Origin of the sequence: Pararhizobium qamdonense (assembly GCF_029277445.1) — a bacterium.
Lineage (GTDB): Bacteria > Pseudomonadota > Alphaproteobacteria > Rhizobiales > Rhizobiaceae > Pararhizobium > Pararhizobium qamdonense.
The window spans coordinates 220106-237788 of sequence record NZ_CP119569.1 but is presented as its reverse complement, the minus strand read 5'-3'; the positions used below and the strand labels follow the sequence as shown (position 1 = coordinate 237788).

The following is a 17683-nucleotide window of genomic DNA, read 5'->3' as shown; positions in this document are numbered from 1 at the left end:
AAGCCATGGATGTCAGTGTTGCACGCGCCACGCCCGCCATACGCCTAAGGGGTGTGTGGAAGTCCTTCGGTGCGATTGAAGCTTTGAAACCGGTGTCTCTGGATGTCGGGAGTGGGCAGATTCACGCCTTCGTCGGTCAGAACGGCGCTGGCAAATCGACGACGCTCGGCATTCTGGCCGGCCGGATACCTGCCAGCGGTGGTGACATCGAAATCGGCGGCAACAAGGTTGAGCTCGGCGATCCTCGCCGCGCTCGTGCTGCCGGTGTGGTAGCGATTTATCAAGAGCTGACAATCGTGCCGGCGCTTTCAGCCGTCGCCAACGTCTTCCTCGGCCAGCCCTATTCGCGAGCCGGTCTCCTGTCCGAGGCCGCGATGCGGCGCCGGTTCCAGGAACTGACCAGCCGGCTGGGGGTCAAGATCCCCGCCGAGGCCGAGGCGCGCAACCTGTCAGTCGCCGACCAGCAGACGCTCGAAATCCTGCGCGCCATCGAGGCGAATGCCCGCATCATCCTGTTCGACGAGCCGACGACATCTCTTGCGCCGCCGGAACGCGAGGCGCTGTTCAAGGTGATGCGCGACCTGCGCGCCGAGGGCCATACGCTGATCTACGTGTCGCACAATCTCGATGAAGTCCTCAATATTTCCGATGCGATCACCGTCTTCCGCAATGGCCGGCTGATCGAGACGCGCGGTAAGGAAAAGTGGACGAAATCGCAGCTCGTCGCCGCCATGCTCGGCGAGGAGATGGGAGATGTCTACCAGCGGCGCCCAGCCTCCAGGCCTGCTGCCGGAACTGCGGCCCTCAGCGTCAGGGAATGTTCGTTGCCGGGCGCGATCGGTGGCATCGACTTCTTCGTCCGGCCTGGAGAAATCCTCGGCATCGGCGGCCTTGTCGGTTCCGGCCGCACCAGCCTGCTCCGTGCTTTGGCAGGACTGGAGCCACAATCCTCGGGTATGATGGACATCGACGGACGCAACGTCGCCTGGCCACGAACGCCGCGGGCATCGCGCCGGCTTGGCATCGCGCTCGTTCCGGAAGATCGCAAGCACCAAGGTCTCGTGCTCGGCCTGCCAGCAACCGAGAACGTCACGCTACCCAACTTCGGTTCCGTGGCGAAATTCGGCCTCGTTGACAATCGGCAGATGGCGGAACGGTCAGCCGTCGCAACAACGGCTTTTGGCTTTGATAGCCGCCGGCTCGGCGCCCCTGTCGGGACGCTCTCGGGAGGCAACCAGCAAAAAGTGCTTCTGGCACGCTGGGCCTATGAGCGGCCGAAAATCCTGATGGTCGACGAGCCGACACGCGGGATCGACGTCGGAGCCAAGGCGGAGATCCTCGATTCCTTGCGTGGCTTTGCCGAACAGGGACTTGCGGTCATCATCGTCTCGTCGGAACTTGAAGAGATCTGCGCGCTCGCCGACCGCGTCCTCGTGCTCTCCGAGGGGCGCATGGTCGACCATATCGATTCCGGGCGTGCCGAGCTATCCGTGCATCTCGTCCTGAACAGCGCCTTCGGCGTGGAAAGGCATTATCATGACTGACACACTGACAACCGCTCCCTTAGCGATCGCGACTACGCGCAGGACGAGCTACACCGATCTCGCGCTTCGCTATGGTCTGCTTATTGTGCTTCTTGTTCTCATTGCCGTCAGCCAGGCGCTCTATCCTCGCTTTCTCGACCCGCAGAACATAAAGAACATTCTGAGCCAGAACGCCCCGCTCGGCATCGTCGCTGTCGGCATGACATTAGTCATGATTACGCGCGGCTTCGACCTGTCGGTCGGCGCCAGTTATGCGGCCGGTGCCACGGTGTTCGCTAGCCTCGCGGTCGCCGAATGGTCGCTCTGGTTTGCCGCGGGTGCGACGCTCGCGGTCGGGCTTGCCGCGGGGCTGATAAACGGCACGATCATCACCCGTATCAATGTCAACCCCTTCGTCGCCACGCTCGGCACGACCTCAGTCTTCAGCGGCCTGGCGCTGCTCTATTCGAACTCGTCGCCTTTCGTTGTCTCTGACAAGGCCTTCGCCGTGATCGGCCGCGGCGCCTTCCTCGGCATTCCGATCAGTATCTGGATCCTCGGCGCGGTGCTCGTTGTCGGCGAATTCGTATTGCGTCGAACGGTTTACGGCCGCTCACTCTATGCTATCGGCGGCAATGACGAGGCTGCCAGACTGGCCGGCCTTCCGACCGCCTTACTGCGCACGTCTACTTATGTGGTGTGCGGCGTCTGCGCAGCACTCGGCGGTATGATTATCGCTTCGCGCCTTTCGATTGGCCAAGCAGATATCGGTTCTTCCATGGCCCTCGATTCGATCGCGGTGGTGGTCATCGGCGGCACATCCCTGATGGGTGGAGAGGGATCTGTCTGGCGTAGCGCGATCGGCCTTCTAATCGTCGCAGTGCTCACTAATCTGCTCGACAGTCTTGCGGTTGATTCCAATTACCAGCTCGTCATCAAGGGCACGATCGTTATCGTAGCGGTGGCACTTGATGCTTTTGCCCGGTCGCGTCGTTGATTGGATAATCAGGTCGCCGCCGGCGACTTGATTATCACTACAGTCCTAGGGTTTGAACGCTGCTTCCAGGTAGTCGAGGAAGACCCGCACCTTAGGAGGCACGAATTTTCTGGTGCGATGGATAGCATAGATGGGATCGATCTCGTCATTCTGCATGTCGGGGAAAAGTTCAACCAGTCGACCAGTCCTAAGGTCTTCGCGCACTGCAAATTCCGTGAGTTGAGCAATGCCCGCTCCATCGCATACCAGGGCGTGAAGCATCTGGCTTTGATTGGCAACGATCCGACCGGAAATCCTGAGGTATTGGATCGAGCCGTCCCCATCCTTGAACGACCACGGACGGTGGACGATGGATGGTGTGAAGTTTAGGCACTGGTGCTGTGACAGGTCGGCAGGCGAAAGCGGTGTTCCATGACGGTCGAGATAGGACGGCGCCGCACAGATGATCCATCGTGTTCCGGAAAAGCGGCGAGCGATTAGCGATGAATCCGGCAATGGCCCAACGTGAATTGCGATATCGACCCCTCCACCCAAGGGATTGCCAGGATCCATGGATAGATGGATGTCGAGCTGAATCGCGGGGTGCCTACGACAGAATTCTGGAATGACCGGTGCCAGTTGGGCGACCGCGAATGCCGGCATTGAGCGGATCCGAAGTGTGTCCTGCGCCAGCTTTCCTGCGAAGACGGAAGCTTCAGTGGCTTCGATGGCGTCGATTGCCTGAAGTGCCGCCTCATGAAAGGCGCGTCCCTCCGCAGTCGGTGTGACAGATGCACCTGACCGGTTGAACAATAGCACGCCGAGCCTGTCTTCGACACGCGACACAAGCTTGCTGACGGCAGAGGGTGTCATGGCAAGCTTGCGTGCCGCTGCAGAAAAATTGCCTTCGCTAACGACGCTGACAACAACGGAATATTCGCTGCGAGGATCCATTCGACATCCTATGAAATTCATTCACACCTAGTTGGAATGTTTGCATCATAGGCATTTCAGCGGTTGAGTGGTAGCTCTGATTTCAGGAGACGAGAATGTATTTAAGCCGGCTCCGCGACGGCGAAACGGCCGGTTTGTCAGATTTGCTTGAATATAGTGCCGGGCGGGGAGCCTGGTGAGGAGTGAGAACAAATGTCACATGCAATGAATGACGTGGCGAGGACCTCCGCCGACCAATCCGAGACTGTTGAGACCTATGATGCCATCATCATCGGCGCCGGCTTCTCCGGTCTCTATCAACTGCATACGCTGCGCGATCAGCTAAACCTGTCTGCGGTTGTGTTCGATGTCGCGGACGACGTTGGCGGCACTTGGTACTGGAACCGCTATCCGGGGGCACGCTGCGACTCTGAAAGCTACTACTACTGCTATTCCTTTTCGAAGGAATTGCAGGAGGATTGGCGCTGGACAGAACTTTACCCGCAGCACGATGAGATCCGCCGATACCTTTCACATGTCGCCGATCGCTTTGATCTGAGGCGCGACATCCGTTTAAAGACGCGCGTTGAATCCGCCGTCTTTGAGGAAGAAACCAATACCTGGTTGGTCTCCATCGATGCCGGAAAAAGCTATCGATGCCGGTTCCTCGTTTCGGCCGTCGGCGTGCTGTCTTCCACGAACGTCCCAAAAATTTCCGGTTTGGAACGCTTTAAAGGCGAGTGGTACCACACCGGCAACTGGCCCCATCAGCCAGTGGATTTTTCCGGTAAGGCCGTTGGTATTATCGGTACAGGCTCGACCGGAATCCAGGCGACCCCGGTCGTCGCCGACCAGGCAAAGCATCTTACTGTTTTCCAGCGCACCGCAAATTACAGCGTCCCCGCCCGGAACCGGCCCTTGTCGCAGGAAGACCAGCAGTGGATACAGGAGAATTACGACGAGATTCGACTGAAAGCTAAAACCTCCAGCAACGGCCATCCATTCGACGTGAACCAGCAGTCCGCGCTTGAAGTAAGCGAGGAAGTTCGCCGCCAACGTTACGAAGATGCCTGGAAGGCAGGTGGGCTTCGCTTCCGGGCTTCCTACAAGGATCTCCTGCAGGATAAAGCCGCCAATGACACGGCTTCCGAGTTCATCCGGGAGAAAATTCGGCAGGTCGTCAAGGACCCGGAAACCGCCGAGAAGCTAACTCCAAGGGACCATCCCTTCGCATCCAAGCGGCCTCCGATCGACACCAATTATTTCGAGACCTTCAACCGGGACAATGTCTCGCTTGTCGACGTCAAGACAACGCCTATTGTCGAAATCACCGAGGCAGGGATTAAAACGTCCGACGCGGAATATCCGCTCGATGTCATCATCTTCGCCACTGGTTTTGACGCGATGACTGGCTCCCTGCTTAAGATCGACATCCGCGGCGTTGGCGGGCGGAGTCTCAAGGAGACCTGGGCGACCGGACCGCGAAACTATCTCGGGCTACAGGTCCCGCATTTCCCGAACTTCTTCATGGTAATGGGTCCAGGAAGCCCCTCCGTTCTGACAAACAATCCGGTCGCGATCGAGCAGCATGTCGAGTGGATCCGCAATTGCATCGGCGACATGATGGGACGAGGCCTGACGCGCATCGAACCGGATCTTACTGCGGCTGACAATTGGGTCGATGAAGTCAACCGCGCCGCGAACAAGACGCTGCTGCCGATGGCAAGTAGCTCCTGGTATCTCGGCGCCAATGTCCCGGGTAAGCCGCGTGCCTTCATGCCGTATGCCGGCGGAATGGCCTACTACGCCGACCTTTGCAAGGAGATTGCCGGTGACGACTATCGCGGCTTCATTACTCGCTGATCGGGAGAGCTGCATGTTACGGCCAATTAATCCCGACGTCAGGGCAATGGTGGATGCTGCAATCTCAGCTAGCGTGCCACCTCTGGAAAGTCTGCAGCCTCAGGTGGCGCGCGCCAATTACGCCGCCACCCGGCGCGCCGACCAGCCGGCGCTTGCGCCCGTGACATCGGTGCTCGACATTGAGATAGCCGGTCCATCCAACAAGATCGGATTGCGCGTAATCCGTGGGCTTGATAGCCATGAGGCGCTGCCTTGCCTCGTCTATTTCCACGGGGGCGGCTGGATGCTAGGCAGCCCGGAATCGCATGAGGGAATTTGCCGGACACTCGCGCTAGCAGCGCGATGCTGCGTTATCTCGGTCGATTACCGGCTGGCTCCCGAACATCCGTTTCCGGCTGCGGTTGAGGATGCCGCCGCCGCGTTTCGCTGGATAGCCTCGAATGCCGACACCCTGAAGATCAATGGCAGCATGCTCGCCGTTGGTGGAGACAGTGCCGGTGGTAATCTCGCGACCATACTCGCGCTTATGGGGCGAGACAGAGAATTACCCGAGGCGATCTATCAACTGCTGTTCTACCCCGCTGTTGATTTGCGCCTCGGGACTGCGACGTTCGAAAGCGCGGCAGAAGGGATGCTGGTGTCGGCTACGACCATTCGCTGGTTCGTGGATCACTATATTCCTGGAGACGCCGACCGCAGCGACTGGCGCGCCTCGCCAATCCTGGCAAAGAGCCTTGTGGGACTGCCGCCTGCCTTCGTGCTGACGTGCGGTCTTGATCCGCTCGGCGAGGAAGGCAGGCAGTATTCCGCTCGACTGGAAGCAGAAGGAGTCGCCGTCACGGCGCTCCATCTTTGCGACCAGCCACATGGCTTCCTCAATCTCGGGAAGGCAATCGGCGCAGCTAGCGGAGTTCTCGCCTACGCCGCCTTCATGCTGACCGAAGCATGGAGACATTCCGGTTCACGACAACTCGTCGGTGAGACGACATGACCATGTGAAAGTTAGTCCGCATCTGCGGGCCGCACGTCCTTTGCGACAGTAAGGGCAACTCTGGGAGGAGACACATGACCAACAGCATGAAAACCATCGGCCGCAGGGATTTCCTGAAAGCTGCCGCAGCAACGACCACCGTAGCCGTAACCGGCTTCCCGTACGTCGCCAAGGCCGACGCCAATACGATTAGGATTGGCATGACAACAATCCTGTCGGGCCGCGTTGCGATGCTAGGCAACACGGCACGTGCCGGTGCAAGCCTTGTCTTCGACGCGGTGAACCAGGCCGGTGGCATCAACGGCAAAAAAATCGAATTTGTGGTGCGCGATTCGGAAGGCAAGCCGGACGTCGCAGCCAAGCTTACGCGAGACCTGATCAACTCCGAAGGATGCGAAATCATTCTAAGCGGCGAATCGTCGGCTGGATCCTTTGCTGTACAGGAAGTCATCCGCAGCTTGCCTGTCCTCTGTGTTCACGCCGAAACAGAGACCTCGTCGCTCACCGCCGACCCGAAGCTCTTCGTCAAGACGGCGTTCCGTTCCTGCCGCCAGGGAATTCATGATGCCGTCGTCGGCGGGATCTATGCCTCGAAGCTTGCCAAGGAAAAAGATCTGAAGCGGTGGGTCACGTGTTCGCCGGACTATGCCTTTGGTCGGGACAACACAGCTCAGTTCATAGAGCTGGTCAAAATGTACGAGCCCTCTATCGAATTCGTCGACCAGACATGGCCGAAGCTTTACGCTCCCGACTACACCGAAAGCATCACTAAAATCCTGAGCCAGCAACCGCAGGCGATCTATTCCGCTTTGTGGGGCGGCGACCTCGTCGCCTTTGTCGAGCAGGCTAATCTCTACCGCTTGTTTGACAATACGACGATGTTTTCGACCGCGATCGGCGACACGCCGGTCCTAACTGCCATTAAACAGCTTCCGGAAGGGATTCACACCGCCTACCGCTACAGCCGTAAGTCACCTGACACGCAGGAAAATCGGGATTTCGCCGACTCCTTTAAGAAGTTGATGGGTTACGATCCGACGGGGTGGGGATGGGAAGCGAATGTCGGCGCAGCTTTCATCGTCGAGGCGCTGAAGCGCACGAACGGCAAGACTGATGGCGCGGCGCTCGCGTCCGAGCTGGAAGACATGACTATCAAATCTCCGCTCGGAGTGAACGGTGAAATCACCATGCGCGGATCAGATCACACTATCATCAACTATCCCGTAGCATGGTCCCAAACCGTGCGGAAGGCTCCTTACCTCGATAACTTTGTCTCTGTCGAGTGGAGCAAAATCCTCGAATTCGAGAAAGAATGGCAGAAGTCCAAGGGCTACATCCAAGGCTAACGCCATCACTTTCATCGTAGGGGTAAAACAACATGGATACAGATGCGCTATTTATGTGCCTGAGCAGTTCGGCATGTGCGGCCACCCAGATTTCAACTGCCTTCATTATCGGAATGCTCTTGTTCCTGGTTGCGTCCGGACTGTCGCTGATCTTCGGCGTGCTCAATGTTACGAACTTTGCTCATGGGGGACTCTATATGCTCGGCGCGTATTTCGCGCTGAGCACCTTTGAGGTCACCGGCAACTTCTGGGCGGCACTGGTCGTCGCGGCCCTGGCGACGGGTGTCGTCGGGATCATTCTGGAACGGCTTGTCATAAGTCGCATCTACGGTGCCGATCTTCTGATGCAATTGCTGGTCTGCTACGCCCTGACGCTGATTATGGATGATGCGGTCCGCTTCATCTATGGCAGTGAGTACAAGATGATGGGCATGCCACAGGTCTTCGACCTACCCCCCGTGGCAATTGCGGGCGGGTTCGTGCCCAGCTACTATCTGTTTATGATCGGCGCATCGGCGGTGGCGGGGCTTGCCCTCTGGTTCGTCATCAACCGTACACGGTTCGGCAAGGTCGTGCGGGCGCTTGCGATCAATCCGAAGATGGTCAGCGCGCTCGGCATCAACACCACTCTCCTCTATGCCGCAGTTTTCGGTGTCGGCAGCGGCCTCGCCGGACTCGCGGGCGGACTGGCTGCTCCGATCCGCACGCTGACACCCGGCATGGGGCTGTCCTTCCTGCTCGACAGTTTCATCATCATCGTCATTGGAGGCATGGGTTCCATCGGCGGAGCCTTCGTAGCCTCGATCCTGGTCGGCTTCATCAAGGCCTTTGGCGCGATCGGCTTTCCACTTTTCACGGACGGACTGATGTTCGTCATCATGGCCATTGTGCTGATCCTCAAGCCGCAAGGCCTGTTTGGAGAAAGGAGCGCGCTATGATTTCCAGTCTCGCGACCAATATCGGCCTCGCCGTTCTCGGCATAGCGGCCTTCGCCATACTTCCCTCGATCTTTCCCGGTGCAGCCGTGATCGACTTTATTATCTACGTCGCTGCCTACGGTCTTTTGGCGATGTCGTTGAACATGCTCGTTGGCCTGACAGGGCTGGTGGCCTTCGGGCATGCGATCTTCTTTGCGTTCGGAGCCTATTCCTTCGGCCTGCTGATGCAGAGTGGCAGCGTTTCAATACCTGCCGCGGTGCTTCTGACCGTTGTCGGATCCGCGCTCCTCGCCGCCATCACCGGCGCGATCTGCGTGAGGCTGAAAGATGTCTATTTCTCCTTCATCACGCTTGCCTTTCAGATGGTGTTCTACAGCATCATACTCACCTGGGTCGGGTTGACAGGGGGAGACCAGGGTTTGCTCGGAGGCATTCCGAAGCCGGTATTTATGGGGATCGATCTTACCAATGGATACACGCAGTACCTGTTCTGCATCACGCTGTTCATGGTCTGCGCCGCCATCATGCGGCAAGTCTGGCAGTCGCCCTTTGGCTATACGCTGCGTCTGATCCGGGACAACGCAACACGTGCGGATTTTCTCGGCGTAAACGTCTTTGCGATGAAGCTGGCAGTCTTTGTGCTATCGGGCGCGATGGCGAGCGTCGGTGGCATCATCTTGGCGCTATTCGTATCCGGCGCCTATCCGGAATTCGCCTTCTGGACCACGTCGGGCGATGCGATCTTCGCGCTCATGCTCGGTGGCACCAAGCTGTTCCTCGGGCCTTTGTTCGGTGCCTTCCTGCTGGAATTGATCGAGCACTTCGTTCGTGCCCACACCGAGTACCAGAACTTCGTGCTCGGCATAGTCATTCTGCTAATCGTACTGGGGCTGAAGCGAGGTATAGCGGATCACCTGTACGACCTCGCGGTCAAACTGCGAAAGCGAGACCGGAAGCCCGTAGCTGTCACCAAGCTTGCGGAGGCTCCCGATGCTTGAGATCCAGAACATATCCAAGACATTCGGAGGGGTGAAGGCGACGCAGAACGTCTCACTAATTTTCCCCGAGGGGTCGCTGAGCGCAGTGATCGGACCGAACGGTGCGGGCAAGACGACCCTGTTCAACCAGATCACCGGCCGCATCCGGCCGGATTCAGGAAAGATTATCTTTGAGGACCACGACCTTGTCGGGCAATCAAGCCTGGCCGTGACCCGGGCCGGTGTGGTGCGTGCCTTCCAAGTCGCCGCGCTTTTTCCGACGCTGACTGTGCGAGAATCCTTGGCGGCTGCGGTCACCTCGCGGCAAAAAGGCTCCTGGGACTTGTTCGCCCGCTTCCCTGCGAAGCCGGCGGAGACGCGTGCCGATGAAATTGCCGAGATGCTCGGCATGTCCGATAGGCGCGACATCCTGTCGAAGGAACTGTCGCACGGAGACCAGAAGCTGCTTGATATAGGTCTCGCGCTCGCACTGGATCCCAAGGTCCTGCTTCTCGACGAACCGACGGCCGGCATGGGCCCGGACGAGCGATGGCGCATGATCGATAAGGTTCACGCTCTCTGGAAAACTCAGGGACTGACGATCGTATTCATCGAGCACGACATGGATATCGTATTCAAGATCGCCCAGACCATTCATGTGCTTTGCTACGGTGCACTTCTCGCTAGCGGCACGGCAGACGAAATTCGCCGGAACCAGAAAGTTGTCGACGCCTATCTCGGCGCCGAACACCATTCTGTTCAGGGTGCCAAGGAGGTGCAGGCATGAGCGATGCAATACTAACGGTTGGGAATGCCAACGTCTTTTACGGCGACAGCCAGATCCTGTTCGGGATGAGCTTCTCGGTTCATAAGGGGCAGGTGATGGCGCTGCTCGGTCGCAACGGGGCCGGGAAAAGTACGACATTCAAGGCAATTGCAGGTCTAGCGCCACCGCGCAATGGCGCGATCACGGTTTCGGGCCAACAGCTTCGCGGACGCGCTCCATATACGATTGCACGTTTAGGCATCGGCTATGTTCCCGAAGACCGGCAGGTTTTCCCCGACCACACCGTGCAAGACAATCTGATGATTGGCGCCAAGCGCGGCACGGACCGTCGAATGCAGTGGACGCTGGACCGCATCTACGAGGTGTTCCCGCTTCTTGCCACCATGAAGACGCGCCGTGCTGGACTTCTCTCGGGTGGCGAGCAGCAACTGCTCACCATCGCCCGCACTCTGATGGGAAATCCAGATGTGCTGATGCTGGACGAGCCAAGCGAAGGGCTCGCACCAATCATCGTCCAGTCGATCGGCAAGCTGATTGTGACGCTGAAGGAGCTTGGGGTCACCATTCTCCTTGCCGAACAGAATATGCATTTCTGCCTCGGCGTAGCTTCGCATGTGACGATTGTTGATCGCGGGCGCGCCGTCTATCACGGTACGATCGAGCAATTGCGAGCCAATCAGGACATCAGCCAGCGTTATCTGGCGCTGTGAGCAAAGCCATGCCGATAAAGGAGACAGCCATGACAAGCTTCCGTCCCAACGACTTGACCGGACGAAGGATACTGATCACCGGAGCCGGTGGTGGCATTGGAGCTGCTTCGGCGCGCCTGTGCTCTGCGCATGGTGCCGAGGTTGCGCTCGTCGACATCGCAGATGTCGATACCATCCGCAGGACAGTAGGAGAGCTAAGTGGCCCTGCGACTTTCCATAGCTGCGATACGAGCAGCAAGGATGCGGTCTCGCGGCTTTCCGGAGCAACTGGGCCGGTTTACGGCCTGGTCGACTGCGCTGCGATCTGCCCTCCCGACGACTGGATGGACGAAAGCTGGGATGAGGCATTGGATCGGACCATCGCCGTTAACATTAAGGGGCCGGCCAATCTGACGCGAGCCTACTATCCGAAGATGGTCGAGCAGGGTGGAGGGCGCATCGTCCTGTTTGGTTCCGTTGCTGGGTGGATGGGCGGGCTGCGCTCTGGACCCCACTACGCATTTACGAAAGGCGGCATCCATGCCTTCACGCGTTGGCTGGCGCAGCGAGGCGCCGAGCATAACGTGACCGTCAATGCTATCGCGCCGGGCCCGATCGATACACCAATGATTATGGGGCGTGGCTACGAGCCAGACGCAGTTCCTCTCAAGCGTCTCGCAGCGCCTGAGGAAGTTGGAGCCTTTGTCCTGCTTCTTTGCGCACCGGGCGGTGGATTTGCTTCAGGCGCAATCTTCGACGTCAACGGCGCGACCCATCTCCGATAAGCGCCGGTCGTCCAGAGAAAAGAAGAGGAGAAGCAAAATGGGTGAAAATCGTTTTCAGACCGTAGCCGTGGTTGGGGCAGGTCTGGTCGGCCTCGGCTGGGCAATTGTCTTCGCCAGAGCTGGTTTGAACGTTCGGATTTTCGACGGCATCGCGGATATACGTTCCCGGGCTCTTGCGCGGATTAGCGAGAGCCTTGCCGATATGAAACGCCTTGGCTTGATCGGCGACGTTGATGCCGTTCTGCAGCACCTCCATGTTGTTGAAACCTTGCCCGAAGCGGTGAGCGACGCCGACTACGTTCAGGAGTCGGTGCTTGAGCGCATCGACGTGAAAATGGACGTATGTCGGGAGATCGCGTCTGCCATGCGCCCGGAGGCAATCTGCGGAAGTTCGACGTCAGGCATTCCTGCATCGCAGTTCACAGCTGACATACCCTGGCGCGAGCGCTTTCTCGTTGTGCATCCCGTTAATCCACCGCATCTCATTCCGTTGGTCGAACTTGTCGCCGCCCCTTGGACGGAGGCCGGCGTAGTGGCTCTGGTTCGCAAGGAAATGCAGCGGATCGGCCAATCGCCGATCGTCATCAACTCGGAAATCGAGGGCTTCGTCCTCAACCGGCTGCAGGGCGCCCTGCTGAACGAAGCTTGGGCCCTCTATGCCGAAGGCGCGGCCAGCCTGGCAGACATCGATGCGGCCGTCTCGCAAGGGCTTGGACGCCGCTGGTCGTTCATGGGACCGTTCGAGACAATCGATCTCAACGCGCCAGAAGGCATCGCCGACTACGCGCGACGCCTTGCTCCCCTCTATCATTCAATCGCCGCTTCTCGCCAGCCGGAACGGTGGCCCGACGATGTTGTCCAGCGCGCCGAAGCAGAGCGGCGGGCCGCTCTTCCACAAGATGGTCTAGCCCAGCGCTCCCTCTGGCGCGACCAGCGTCTGATGGAATTGAACGCGACATTCGTCGCACGGGCCGTCCCGACGTCAGATCGGGCCTGACTTTCCATCCCGGCGTGCACGCCGGCTACCGGATCAACGATCAACGAGGATGACGATGGCGGACCGCATCGGCAAGGAATATGACTATATCGTGGTGGGGGCCGGCACCGCCGGTTGCGTGGCCGCCGAGAGGCTTTCGCGCGACGGGCGGCATTCCGTCCTCGTACTCGAAGCGGGCGGTCTCGACAACTGGATTTGGTTTCATATTCCGGTTGGCTATCTCTTCGCCATTGGCAATCCGCGTGCGGACTGGATGTTCAGGACCGAGGCAGAGGCTGGCCTGAATGGCCGTTCTCTTGCGTATCCGCGTGGCAAAGTCATCGGCGGAAGTTCTGCGATCAATGCAATGATCGCTATGCGCGGACAGGCTGCCGACTATGACGGCTGGCGCGATCTCGGACTAACTGGTTGGGGCTGGCAGGACGTCATGCCGGTGTTTCGCGATATCGAGGATCACTTTCTAGGGGCTGGGGAGTTTCACGGCACTGGCGGCGGTTTTCGCGTGGAGCCGCCGCGCGTTAGTTGGAAGATCCTGCAGGCCGTCGCCGATGCGGCGGAGCAAATGGGTATTCCCAAGGTCGGGGATTTCAATACCGGCAATAACGAAGGATCCGGCTATTTTCACGTCAACCAAAGGCGCGGCCGCCGCTGGTCGGCCGCGCGGGGCTTTTTGAAGCCGGCGCTCAAGCGTCAGAACCTGCATCTGGAGACGCATGTGCTGACTGACCGGATCGCTTTCGACGGCCATCGGGCGGATACACTGCACTGTGTTCAAGGCGGCAACGCCTTCGCGGTGAGGGCGCGGGCCGAGATTGTCCTATGCGCCGGGGCGATCGGCTCTGTCCAAATTCTCCAAAGATCAGGTATCGGTGGGGCATCCCGTCTTCGGGAGCTCGGGATCGACGTCGTGGCAGATTTGCCCGGTGTTGGCGGCAACCTTCAGGACCATCTTCAGCAGCGCGCTATCTATCGCGTCAGTGGCGCTCCGACGCTGAACACGATGTACCGTTCCATGTTCCGGCGTGGGATGATGGGTGTCGAGTATGCGCTGAAGCGAACGGGGCCGCTGACAATGGCGCCTTCGCAGCTTGGCATATTCACCTGTTCCCGTCCAGGGATTGACCGGCCGAACATCCAGTTCCACGTCCAGCCATTATCGCTCGACAAGTTTGGAGACCCTTTGCATGACTTTCCGGCGATCACGGTGAGTGCCTGCAATTTGCGCCCGACTTCGCGGGGGCAGGTGGCGCTGCGCAGTCGCGATATCAACGACAAGCCGATTATCGCACCAGCTTATCTGTCGACGGAAGAGGATCGCACAGTCGCAGCCGATGCAATTAGAGTCACTCGCCGATTGATGAGCCAGTCCGCTTTGAAGCCGTTCGAGCCCAACGAATATCTTCCGGGGCCTTTGGTCTCCAATGACGACCTCGATCTTGCGAAGGCGGCGGGCGACATTGGGACGACGATCTTCCACCCAGTCGGGACCGCGAAAATGGGTGTGAAGACCGACGGACTGGCCGTAGTCGACGAGCGCTTGCGCGTCATCGGCCTTTCGGGTTTGCGGATCGCGGACGCGTCTGTCATGCCATCGATCGTTTCTGGCAACACCAATACGCCAACTGCAATGATTGGTGCAAAAGGTGCGGCCATGATCCTTGCGGATGGCCTCCGCTGATGATTGGGATCAGGCCGTGCGGCGCATGACGAATTCGCCGGCAAGCAATCGAGTAACGCCCGCGTCCGAGGGCTTGATGTTGGGGTCGTCAATCAGCCTGAGCGCCTCCTGCACCATCCGCTCCACTGGCTGGCGGATCGTGGTGAGCTGGTAGGAATTCCAACTCGCCATGGGGATGTCGTCGAAACCGACGATCGCCAGGTCCTCGGGGACGCGCACCCCGCATTCGCGCGCCGCATCGATCACGGCAAGCGCCATGATGTCGTTGCAGCAGAAGATCGCGTCCGGTCGTTCTGCCGAGGACAAGAGCGTCATCCCGGCTTGATATCCGTCCTGGTAGTTGAAATTTCCATGGACCTGCGCCTGCACGGTGCGGCCTGCCTCGTGCAACACATCGCGAAAGCCGCGCGCTCGTTCTGCATGGGTAGAGGTGTTGGCAATGCCGCCAACAAAACCGATCCTTCGACACCCGCGATCGAGCAGCAGCCGGGCGACGTCCCGCCCGCCCTGATAGTTGTCGCAGGCCACGGCATTGGTGCGGATATCCCGCTGCACGCGGTTGAGAAGCACTACCTTGATCTGGTGCTGCCGGCAGGCGCGCGCCATGTTGGAAGTGAGGTAGGCAGAGGTGACGATGATCGCCGATGGCCGCGCTGCGAGGATACGGTCCGTAGCAGAATCGACCGTGTCCGAGGCCGCCAGCGCATAAACCAGCAACTGGCGCCCGCTGCCCTGCAGTTGCCGGGCAAGGCTGTCGAGCACGGTCGGGTAAAAAGGGTTGAGCAAGTCGCCGGCTACCAGCGTGACGGTTCCCGCTGCGATCACCTCGGCCGTGCGCCGGGCCGGGCTGATATAGCCGAGCTCTTCGGCTACTGCGAGAATGGCGCGGCGTTTGGCGGGTTCAATAGGCGCACCGGGCGTGAAGGCGCGCGAGACCGCCGAGATCGAAACGCCGGCGGCATGGGCAACCTGTTTTGCGGTAGGCTTCATGAAACCTCAGTGAAATTTTTTCACATCATTGATGAAAACTTGCATTACCGCTTTAGCATCATATTCTCGTTTTCGAAAGGGAGATCACTCATGACCATTACCTATCTCAAGCGCGGCAAGCCCGAGGCAGAACGCTCGGCAGACGACAGCGAGGTTCGCAGCACGGTCGAGAACATTCTGAAGGACATCGAGGCCCGCGGCGACATGGCCGTGCGCGAGCTTTCGGAAAAGTTCGATAAGTACTCGCCGCCGTCGTTCAAGCTGTCGCCCGGCGATATCGAGGCACTTATGAACAAGGTCGCGCCACGCGACATGGAAGACATCAAGTTCGCCCAGGCGCAAGTTCGTAACTTTGCCCAGGCGCAGCGCGATTCCATGCGCGACATCGAGGTCGAGACTCTGCCAGGTGTCATCCTCGGCCACAAGAACATCCCGGTCCAGTCGGTTGGGTGCTACATTCCGGGGGGCAAGTTTCCCATGGTCGCCTCGGCCCATATGTCAGTGGCCACAGCCTCCGTGGCCGGTGTGCCGCGCATCGTAGCTGCGACGCCTGCCTTCAAGGGCGAGCCTAACCCGGCCGTCATCACCGCCATGCATCTGGGCGGCGCACATGAAATCTATGTGCTTGGCGGCATTCAGGCGGTCGGCGCGCTGGCGATCGGCACAGAGACGATCGCGCCCGTCCACATGCTGGTCGGCCCGGGCAATGCTTTCGTGGCGGAAGCCAAGCGCCAGCTCTACGGCCGCGTCGGCATCGATCTCTTCGCCGGCCCGACCGAGACCATGGTAATCGCCGACGAGACCGTCGACGCCGAAATGTGCGCCACAGACCTGCTCGGCCAAGCCGAACATGGTTACAACTCGCCGGCGGTGATGATCACGAATTCCCGCAAGCTTGCCGAAGACACGCTCGCGGAGATTGAACGCCTGCTGGCCATTCTGCCGACGGCCGACACGGCCTCGAAAAGTTGGGTCGACTACGGCGAGGTCATCCTCTGCGACACCCATGAGGAAATGCTCGATGTCGCTAACGATATCGCCTCGGAACACGTGCAGGTAATGACCGATCGCGACGACTGGTTTCTGGAAAAGATGCATTCCTATGGTGCGCTGTTCCTTGGACCGCGGACCAACGTCGCCAATGGCGACAAGGTGATCGGCACCAATCACACCCTCCCGACCAAGAAGGCAGGGCGCTATACCGGCGGTCTCTGGGTCGGCAAATTCCTGAAGACGCATTCCTACCAGAAGGTGCTGACCGACGAGGCGGCCGCCCAGATCGGCGAATATTGCTCTCGGCTGTGCATCCTGGAAGGCTTCATCGGCCATGCCGAACAGGCCAATGTCCGCGTCCGCCGCTATGGTGGCAAGAACGTCCCCTATGGTGCGGCGGCCGAATAACGGCTCGGAGGGAGAACCCATGTCGATAATCTTGCCGCAAACACCATCGTTCCGGCTCGACGGCAGGACGGCCCTCGTTGCGGGGGCCACCTCCGGGATCGGCCAGGCGGCGGCTGTCGCGCTGGCCGAAGCCGGGGCAAAGGTGACGCTTGTCGCCCGCTCGGCCGACAAGCTGGAGCAGACGGCCAAAGCACTGCAGGAGAGGGGGCTTTCGGCTGAAACGCTTGCCCTCGACGTACAGGATGTTGCGGGAACTGAGCGGACCATTGGCACCCACGCGCCCTTCGATATCCTTGTTAACAGTGCCGGCATTGCCCGCCACGGCCCAGCGGTGGAGACGACGCTTAACGATTTCGATGCCGTTGTCGGCCTCAATCTGCGTGGCGCCTATTTCCTTACCCGCGCGGTGGCAAAAACCCTAATCGCGGCCGGGCGGCCAGGCTCGCTGATCAACATCTCTTCGCAGATGGCCCATGTCGGTGGCATCGACCGCGCCGTCTACGCCGCCACGAAGCATGCGGTGGAGGGCTTTACCAAATCCATGGCGATTGAATGGGGCCACCATGGCATCCGGATCAACACGATCTGCCCCACTTTCATTCGCACGCCGCTTGCAGAGCAGACCTTTTCCAACCCCGAACGGCTTCGCTGGATAGAGGAAAAGATCAAGCTGGGTCGCATCGGGGAGGTCGAGGACATCATGGGACCGGTCGTTTTTCTGGCATCCGATGCCGCGGCGATGATCACCGGAACTGCGCTGATGGTAGATGGCGGGTGGACCGCAGATTGAGAACAAAGGGAATGAGACA

General features: G+C 59.4%; 16 protein-coding genes. 14 read left to right on the top strand and 2 right to left on the bottom strand.

Annotated elements, in window-relative coordinates; translation table 11 throughout:
- Nucleotides 1-5: 5 nt before the first annotated feature.
- Together PYR65_RS29605 and PYR65_RS29600 are read left to right on the top strand one after the other, a co-directional pair.
- The gene (locus PYR65_RS29605) at nucleotides 6-1544 is read left to right on the top strand and encodes a sugar ABC transporter ATP-binding protein (RefSeq protein ID WP_276122454.1); all 1539 of its coding nucleotides are present in this window, start codon (nucleotides 6-8) and stop codon (nucleotides 1542-1544) included.
- Nucleotides 1537-2520 carry an ABC transporter permease gene (locus PYR65_RS29600; protein ID WP_276122453.1) on the top strand — a complete coding sequence of 328 codons (984 nt, stop codon included), beginning with the start codon at nucleotides 1537-1539 and terminating at the stop codon, nucleotides 2518-2520. The genes PYR65_RS29605 and PYR65_RS29600 overlap by 8 nt, the downstream gene beginning before the upstream one ends.
- Before the next feature lie 45 nt (nucleotides 2521-2565).
- Here PYR65_RS29600 and PYR65_RS29595 read toward each other — a convergent pair whose 3' ends face one another.
- The gene (locus PYR65_RS29595) at nucleotides 2566-3453 is read right to left on the bottom strand and encodes a LysR family transcriptional regulator (protein ID WP_276122452.1); all 888 of its coding nucleotides are present in this window, start codon (nucleotides 3451-3453) and stop codon (nucleotides 2566-2568) included.
- Between the two features lie 192 nt (nucleotides 3454-3645).
- Here PYR65_RS29595 and PYR65_RS29590 point away from each other — a divergent pair, with 192 nt between their 5' ends.
- From PYR65_RS29590 to PYR65_RS29545, 10 genes are all read left to right on the top strand, one after another.
- Entirely contained in the window at nucleotides 3646-5295 is a 1650-nt protein-coding gene (locus PYR65_RS29590) for a flavin-containing monooxygenase (protein ID WP_276122451.1), read from the top strand.
- 13 nt (nucleotides 5296-5308) lie between these two features.
- Nucleotides 5309-6286, top strand: a complete 978-nt coding sequence (locus PYR65_RS29585; RefSeq protein ID WP_276122450.1) for an alpha/beta hydrolase — start codon at nucleotides 5309-5311, stop codon at nucleotides 6284-6286.
- A gap of 74 nt (nucleotides 6287-6360) precedes the next feature.
- Nucleotides 6361-7632: an ABC transporter substrate-binding protein gene (locus tag PYR65_RS29580; protein ID WP_276122449.1), complete on the top strand. Its 1272-nt coding sequence runs from the start codon at nucleotides 6361-6363 to the stop codon at nucleotides 7630-7632.
- A 32-nt stretch (nucleotides 7633-7664) separates the two neighbouring features.
- Complete coding sequence (locus PYR65_RS29575; RefSeq protein ID WP_276122448.1) at nucleotides 7665-8570, top strand: branched-chain amino acid ABC transporter permease; 906 nt, start codon at nucleotides 7665-7667, stop codon at nucleotides 8568-8570.
- Nucleotides 8567-9568 carry a branched-chain amino acid ABC transporter permease gene (locus PYR65_RS29570; RefSeq protein WP_276122446.1) on the top strand — a complete coding sequence of 334 codons (1002 nt, stop codon included), beginning with the start codon at nucleotides 8567-8569 and terminating at the stop codon, nucleotides 9566-9568. The genes PYR65_RS29575 and PYR65_RS29570 overlap by 4 nt, the downstream gene beginning before the upstream one ends.
- Nucleotides 9561-10334, top strand: a complete 774-nt coding sequence (locus PYR65_RS29565) for an ABC transporter ATP-binding protein (protein ID WP_276122445.1) — start codon at nucleotides 9561-9563, stop codon at nucleotides 10332-10334. The genes PYR65_RS29570 and PYR65_RS29565 overlap by 8 nt, the downstream gene beginning before the upstream one ends.
- Nucleotides 10331-11044 carry an ABC transporter ATP-binding protein gene (locus PYR65_RS29560; protein WP_276122444.1) on the top strand — a complete coding sequence of 238 codons (714 nt, stop codon included), beginning with the start codon at nucleotides 10331-10333 and terminating at the stop codon, nucleotides 11042-11044. The genes PYR65_RS29565 and PYR65_RS29560 overlap by 4 nt, the downstream gene beginning before the upstream one ends.
- A gap of 29 nt (nucleotides 11045-11073) precedes the next feature.
- Nucleotides 11074-11808 carry an SDR family NAD(P)-dependent oxidoreductase gene (locus PYR65_RS29555; protein ID WP_276122443.1) on the top strand — a complete coding sequence of 245 codons (735 nt, stop codon included), beginning with the start codon at nucleotides 11074-11076 and terminating at the stop codon, nucleotides 11806-11808.
- 37 nt (nucleotides 11809-11845) lie between these two features.
- On the top strand, nucleotides 11846-12805 hold the full coding sequence (locus PYR65_RS29550) for a 3-hydroxyacyl-CoA dehydrogenase (RefSeq protein WP_276122442.1): 960 nt from the start codon (nucleotides 11846-11848) through the stop codon (nucleotides 12803-12805).
- A gap of 55 nt (nucleotides 12806-12860) precedes the next feature.
- Nucleotides 12861-14483, top strand: coding sequence for a GMC family oxidoreductase (locus PYR65_RS29545; RefSeq protein WP_276122441.1), 1623 nt, complete (start codon nucleotides 12861-12863; stop codon nucleotides 14481-14483).
- A gap of 9 nt (nucleotides 14484-14492) precedes the next feature.
- On the opposite strand, the gene PYR65_RS29540 is transcribed toward PYR65_RS29545, so the two are convergent.
- Complete coding sequence (locus PYR65_RS29540) at nucleotides 14493-15473, bottom strand: LacI family DNA-binding transcriptional regulator (RefSeq protein ID WP_276122440.1); 981 nt, start codon at nucleotides 15471-15473, stop codon at nucleotides 14493-14495.
- A gap of 90 nt (nucleotides 15474-15563) precedes the next feature.
- Here PYR65_RS29540 and hisD point away from each other — a divergent pair, with 90 nt between their 5' ends.
- Both hisD and PYR65_RS29530 read left to right on the top strand, forming a co-directional pair.
- Entirely contained in the window at nucleotides 15564-16874 is a 1311-nt protein-coding gene (hisD, locus tag PYR65_RS29535; protein WP_276122439.1) for a histidinol dehydrogenase, read from the top strand.
- Nucleotides 16875-16899: 25 nt separating this feature from the next.
- The gene (locus tag PYR65_RS29530) at nucleotides 16900-17664 is read left to right on the top strand and encodes an SDR family NAD(P)-dependent oxidoreductase (RefSeq protein ID WP_276122556.1); all 765 of its coding nucleotides are present in this window, start codon (nucleotides 16900-16902) and stop codon (nucleotides 17662-17664) included.
- Nucleotides 17665-17683 lie beyond the last annotated feature (19 nt).

What these genes read in the sequence shown, in the direction of transcription:
- PYR65_RS29560 (WP_276122444.1), top strand. Translation starts at nt 10,331, where the DNA reads ATGAGCGATGCAATACTAACGGTTGGGAATGCCAACGTCTTTTACGGC.
- PYR65_RS29595 (WP_276122452.1), bottom strand. Translation starts at nt 3,453, where the DNA reads ATGGATCCTCGCAGCGAATATTCCGTTGTTGTCAGCGTCGTTAGCGAA.
- PYR65_RS29575 (WP_276122448.1), top strand. Translation starts at nt 7,665, where the DNA reads ATGGATACAGATGCGCTATTTATGTGCCTGAGCAGTTCGGCATGTGCG.
- hisD (WP_276122439.1), top strand. Translation starts at nt 15,564, where the DNA reads ATGACCATTACCTATCTCAAGCGCGGCAAGCCCGAGGCAGAACGCTCG.
- PYR65_RS29605 (WP_276122454.1), top strand. Translation starts at nt 6, where the DNA reads ATGGATGTCAGTGTTGCACGCGCCACGCCCGCCATACGCCTAAGGGGT.
- PYR65_RS29580 (WP_276122449.1), top strand. Translation starts at nt 6,361, where the DNA reads ATGACCAACAGCATGAAAACCATCGGCCGCAGGGATTTCCTGAAAGCT.
- PYR65_RS29555 (WP_276122443.1), top strand. Translation starts at nt 11,074, where the DNA reads ATGACAAGCTTCCGTCCCAACGACTTGACCGGACGAAGGATACTGATC.
- PYR65_RS29540 (WP_276122440.1), bottom strand. Translation starts at nt 15,473, where the DNA reads ATGAAGCCTACCGCAAAACAGGTTGCCCATGCCGCCGGCGTTTCGATC.
- PYR65_RS29565 (WP_276122445.1), top strand. Translation starts at nt 9,561, where the DNA reads ATGCTTGAGATCCAGAACATATCCAAGACATTCGGAGGGGTGAAGGCG.
- PYR65_RS29600 (WP_276122453.1), top strand. Translation starts at nt 1,537, where the DNA reads ATGACTGACACACTGACAACCGCTCCCTTAGCGATCGCGACTACGCGC.
- PYR65_RS29585 (WP_276122450.1), top strand. Translation starts at nt 5,309, where the DNA reads ATGTTACGGCCAATTAATCCCGACGTCAGGGCAATGGTGGATGCTGCA.
- PYR65_RS29550 (WP_276122442.1), top strand. Translation starts at nt 11,846, where the DNA reads ATGGGTGAAAATCGTTTTCAGACCGTAGCCGTGGTTGGGGCAGGTCTG.
- PYR65_RS29570 (WP_276122446.1), top strand. Translation starts at nt 8,567, where the DNA reads ATGATTTCCAGTCTCGCGACCAATATCGGCCTCGCCGTTCTCGGCATA.
- PYR65_RS29545 (WP_276122441.1), top strand. Translation starts at nt 12,861, where the DNA reads ATGGCGGACCGCATCGGCAAGGAATATGACTATATCGTGGTGGGGGCC.
- PYR65_RS29590 (WP_276122451.1), top strand. Translation starts at nt 3,646, where the DNA reads ATGTCACATGCAATGAATGACGTGGCGAGGACCTCCGCCGACCAATCC.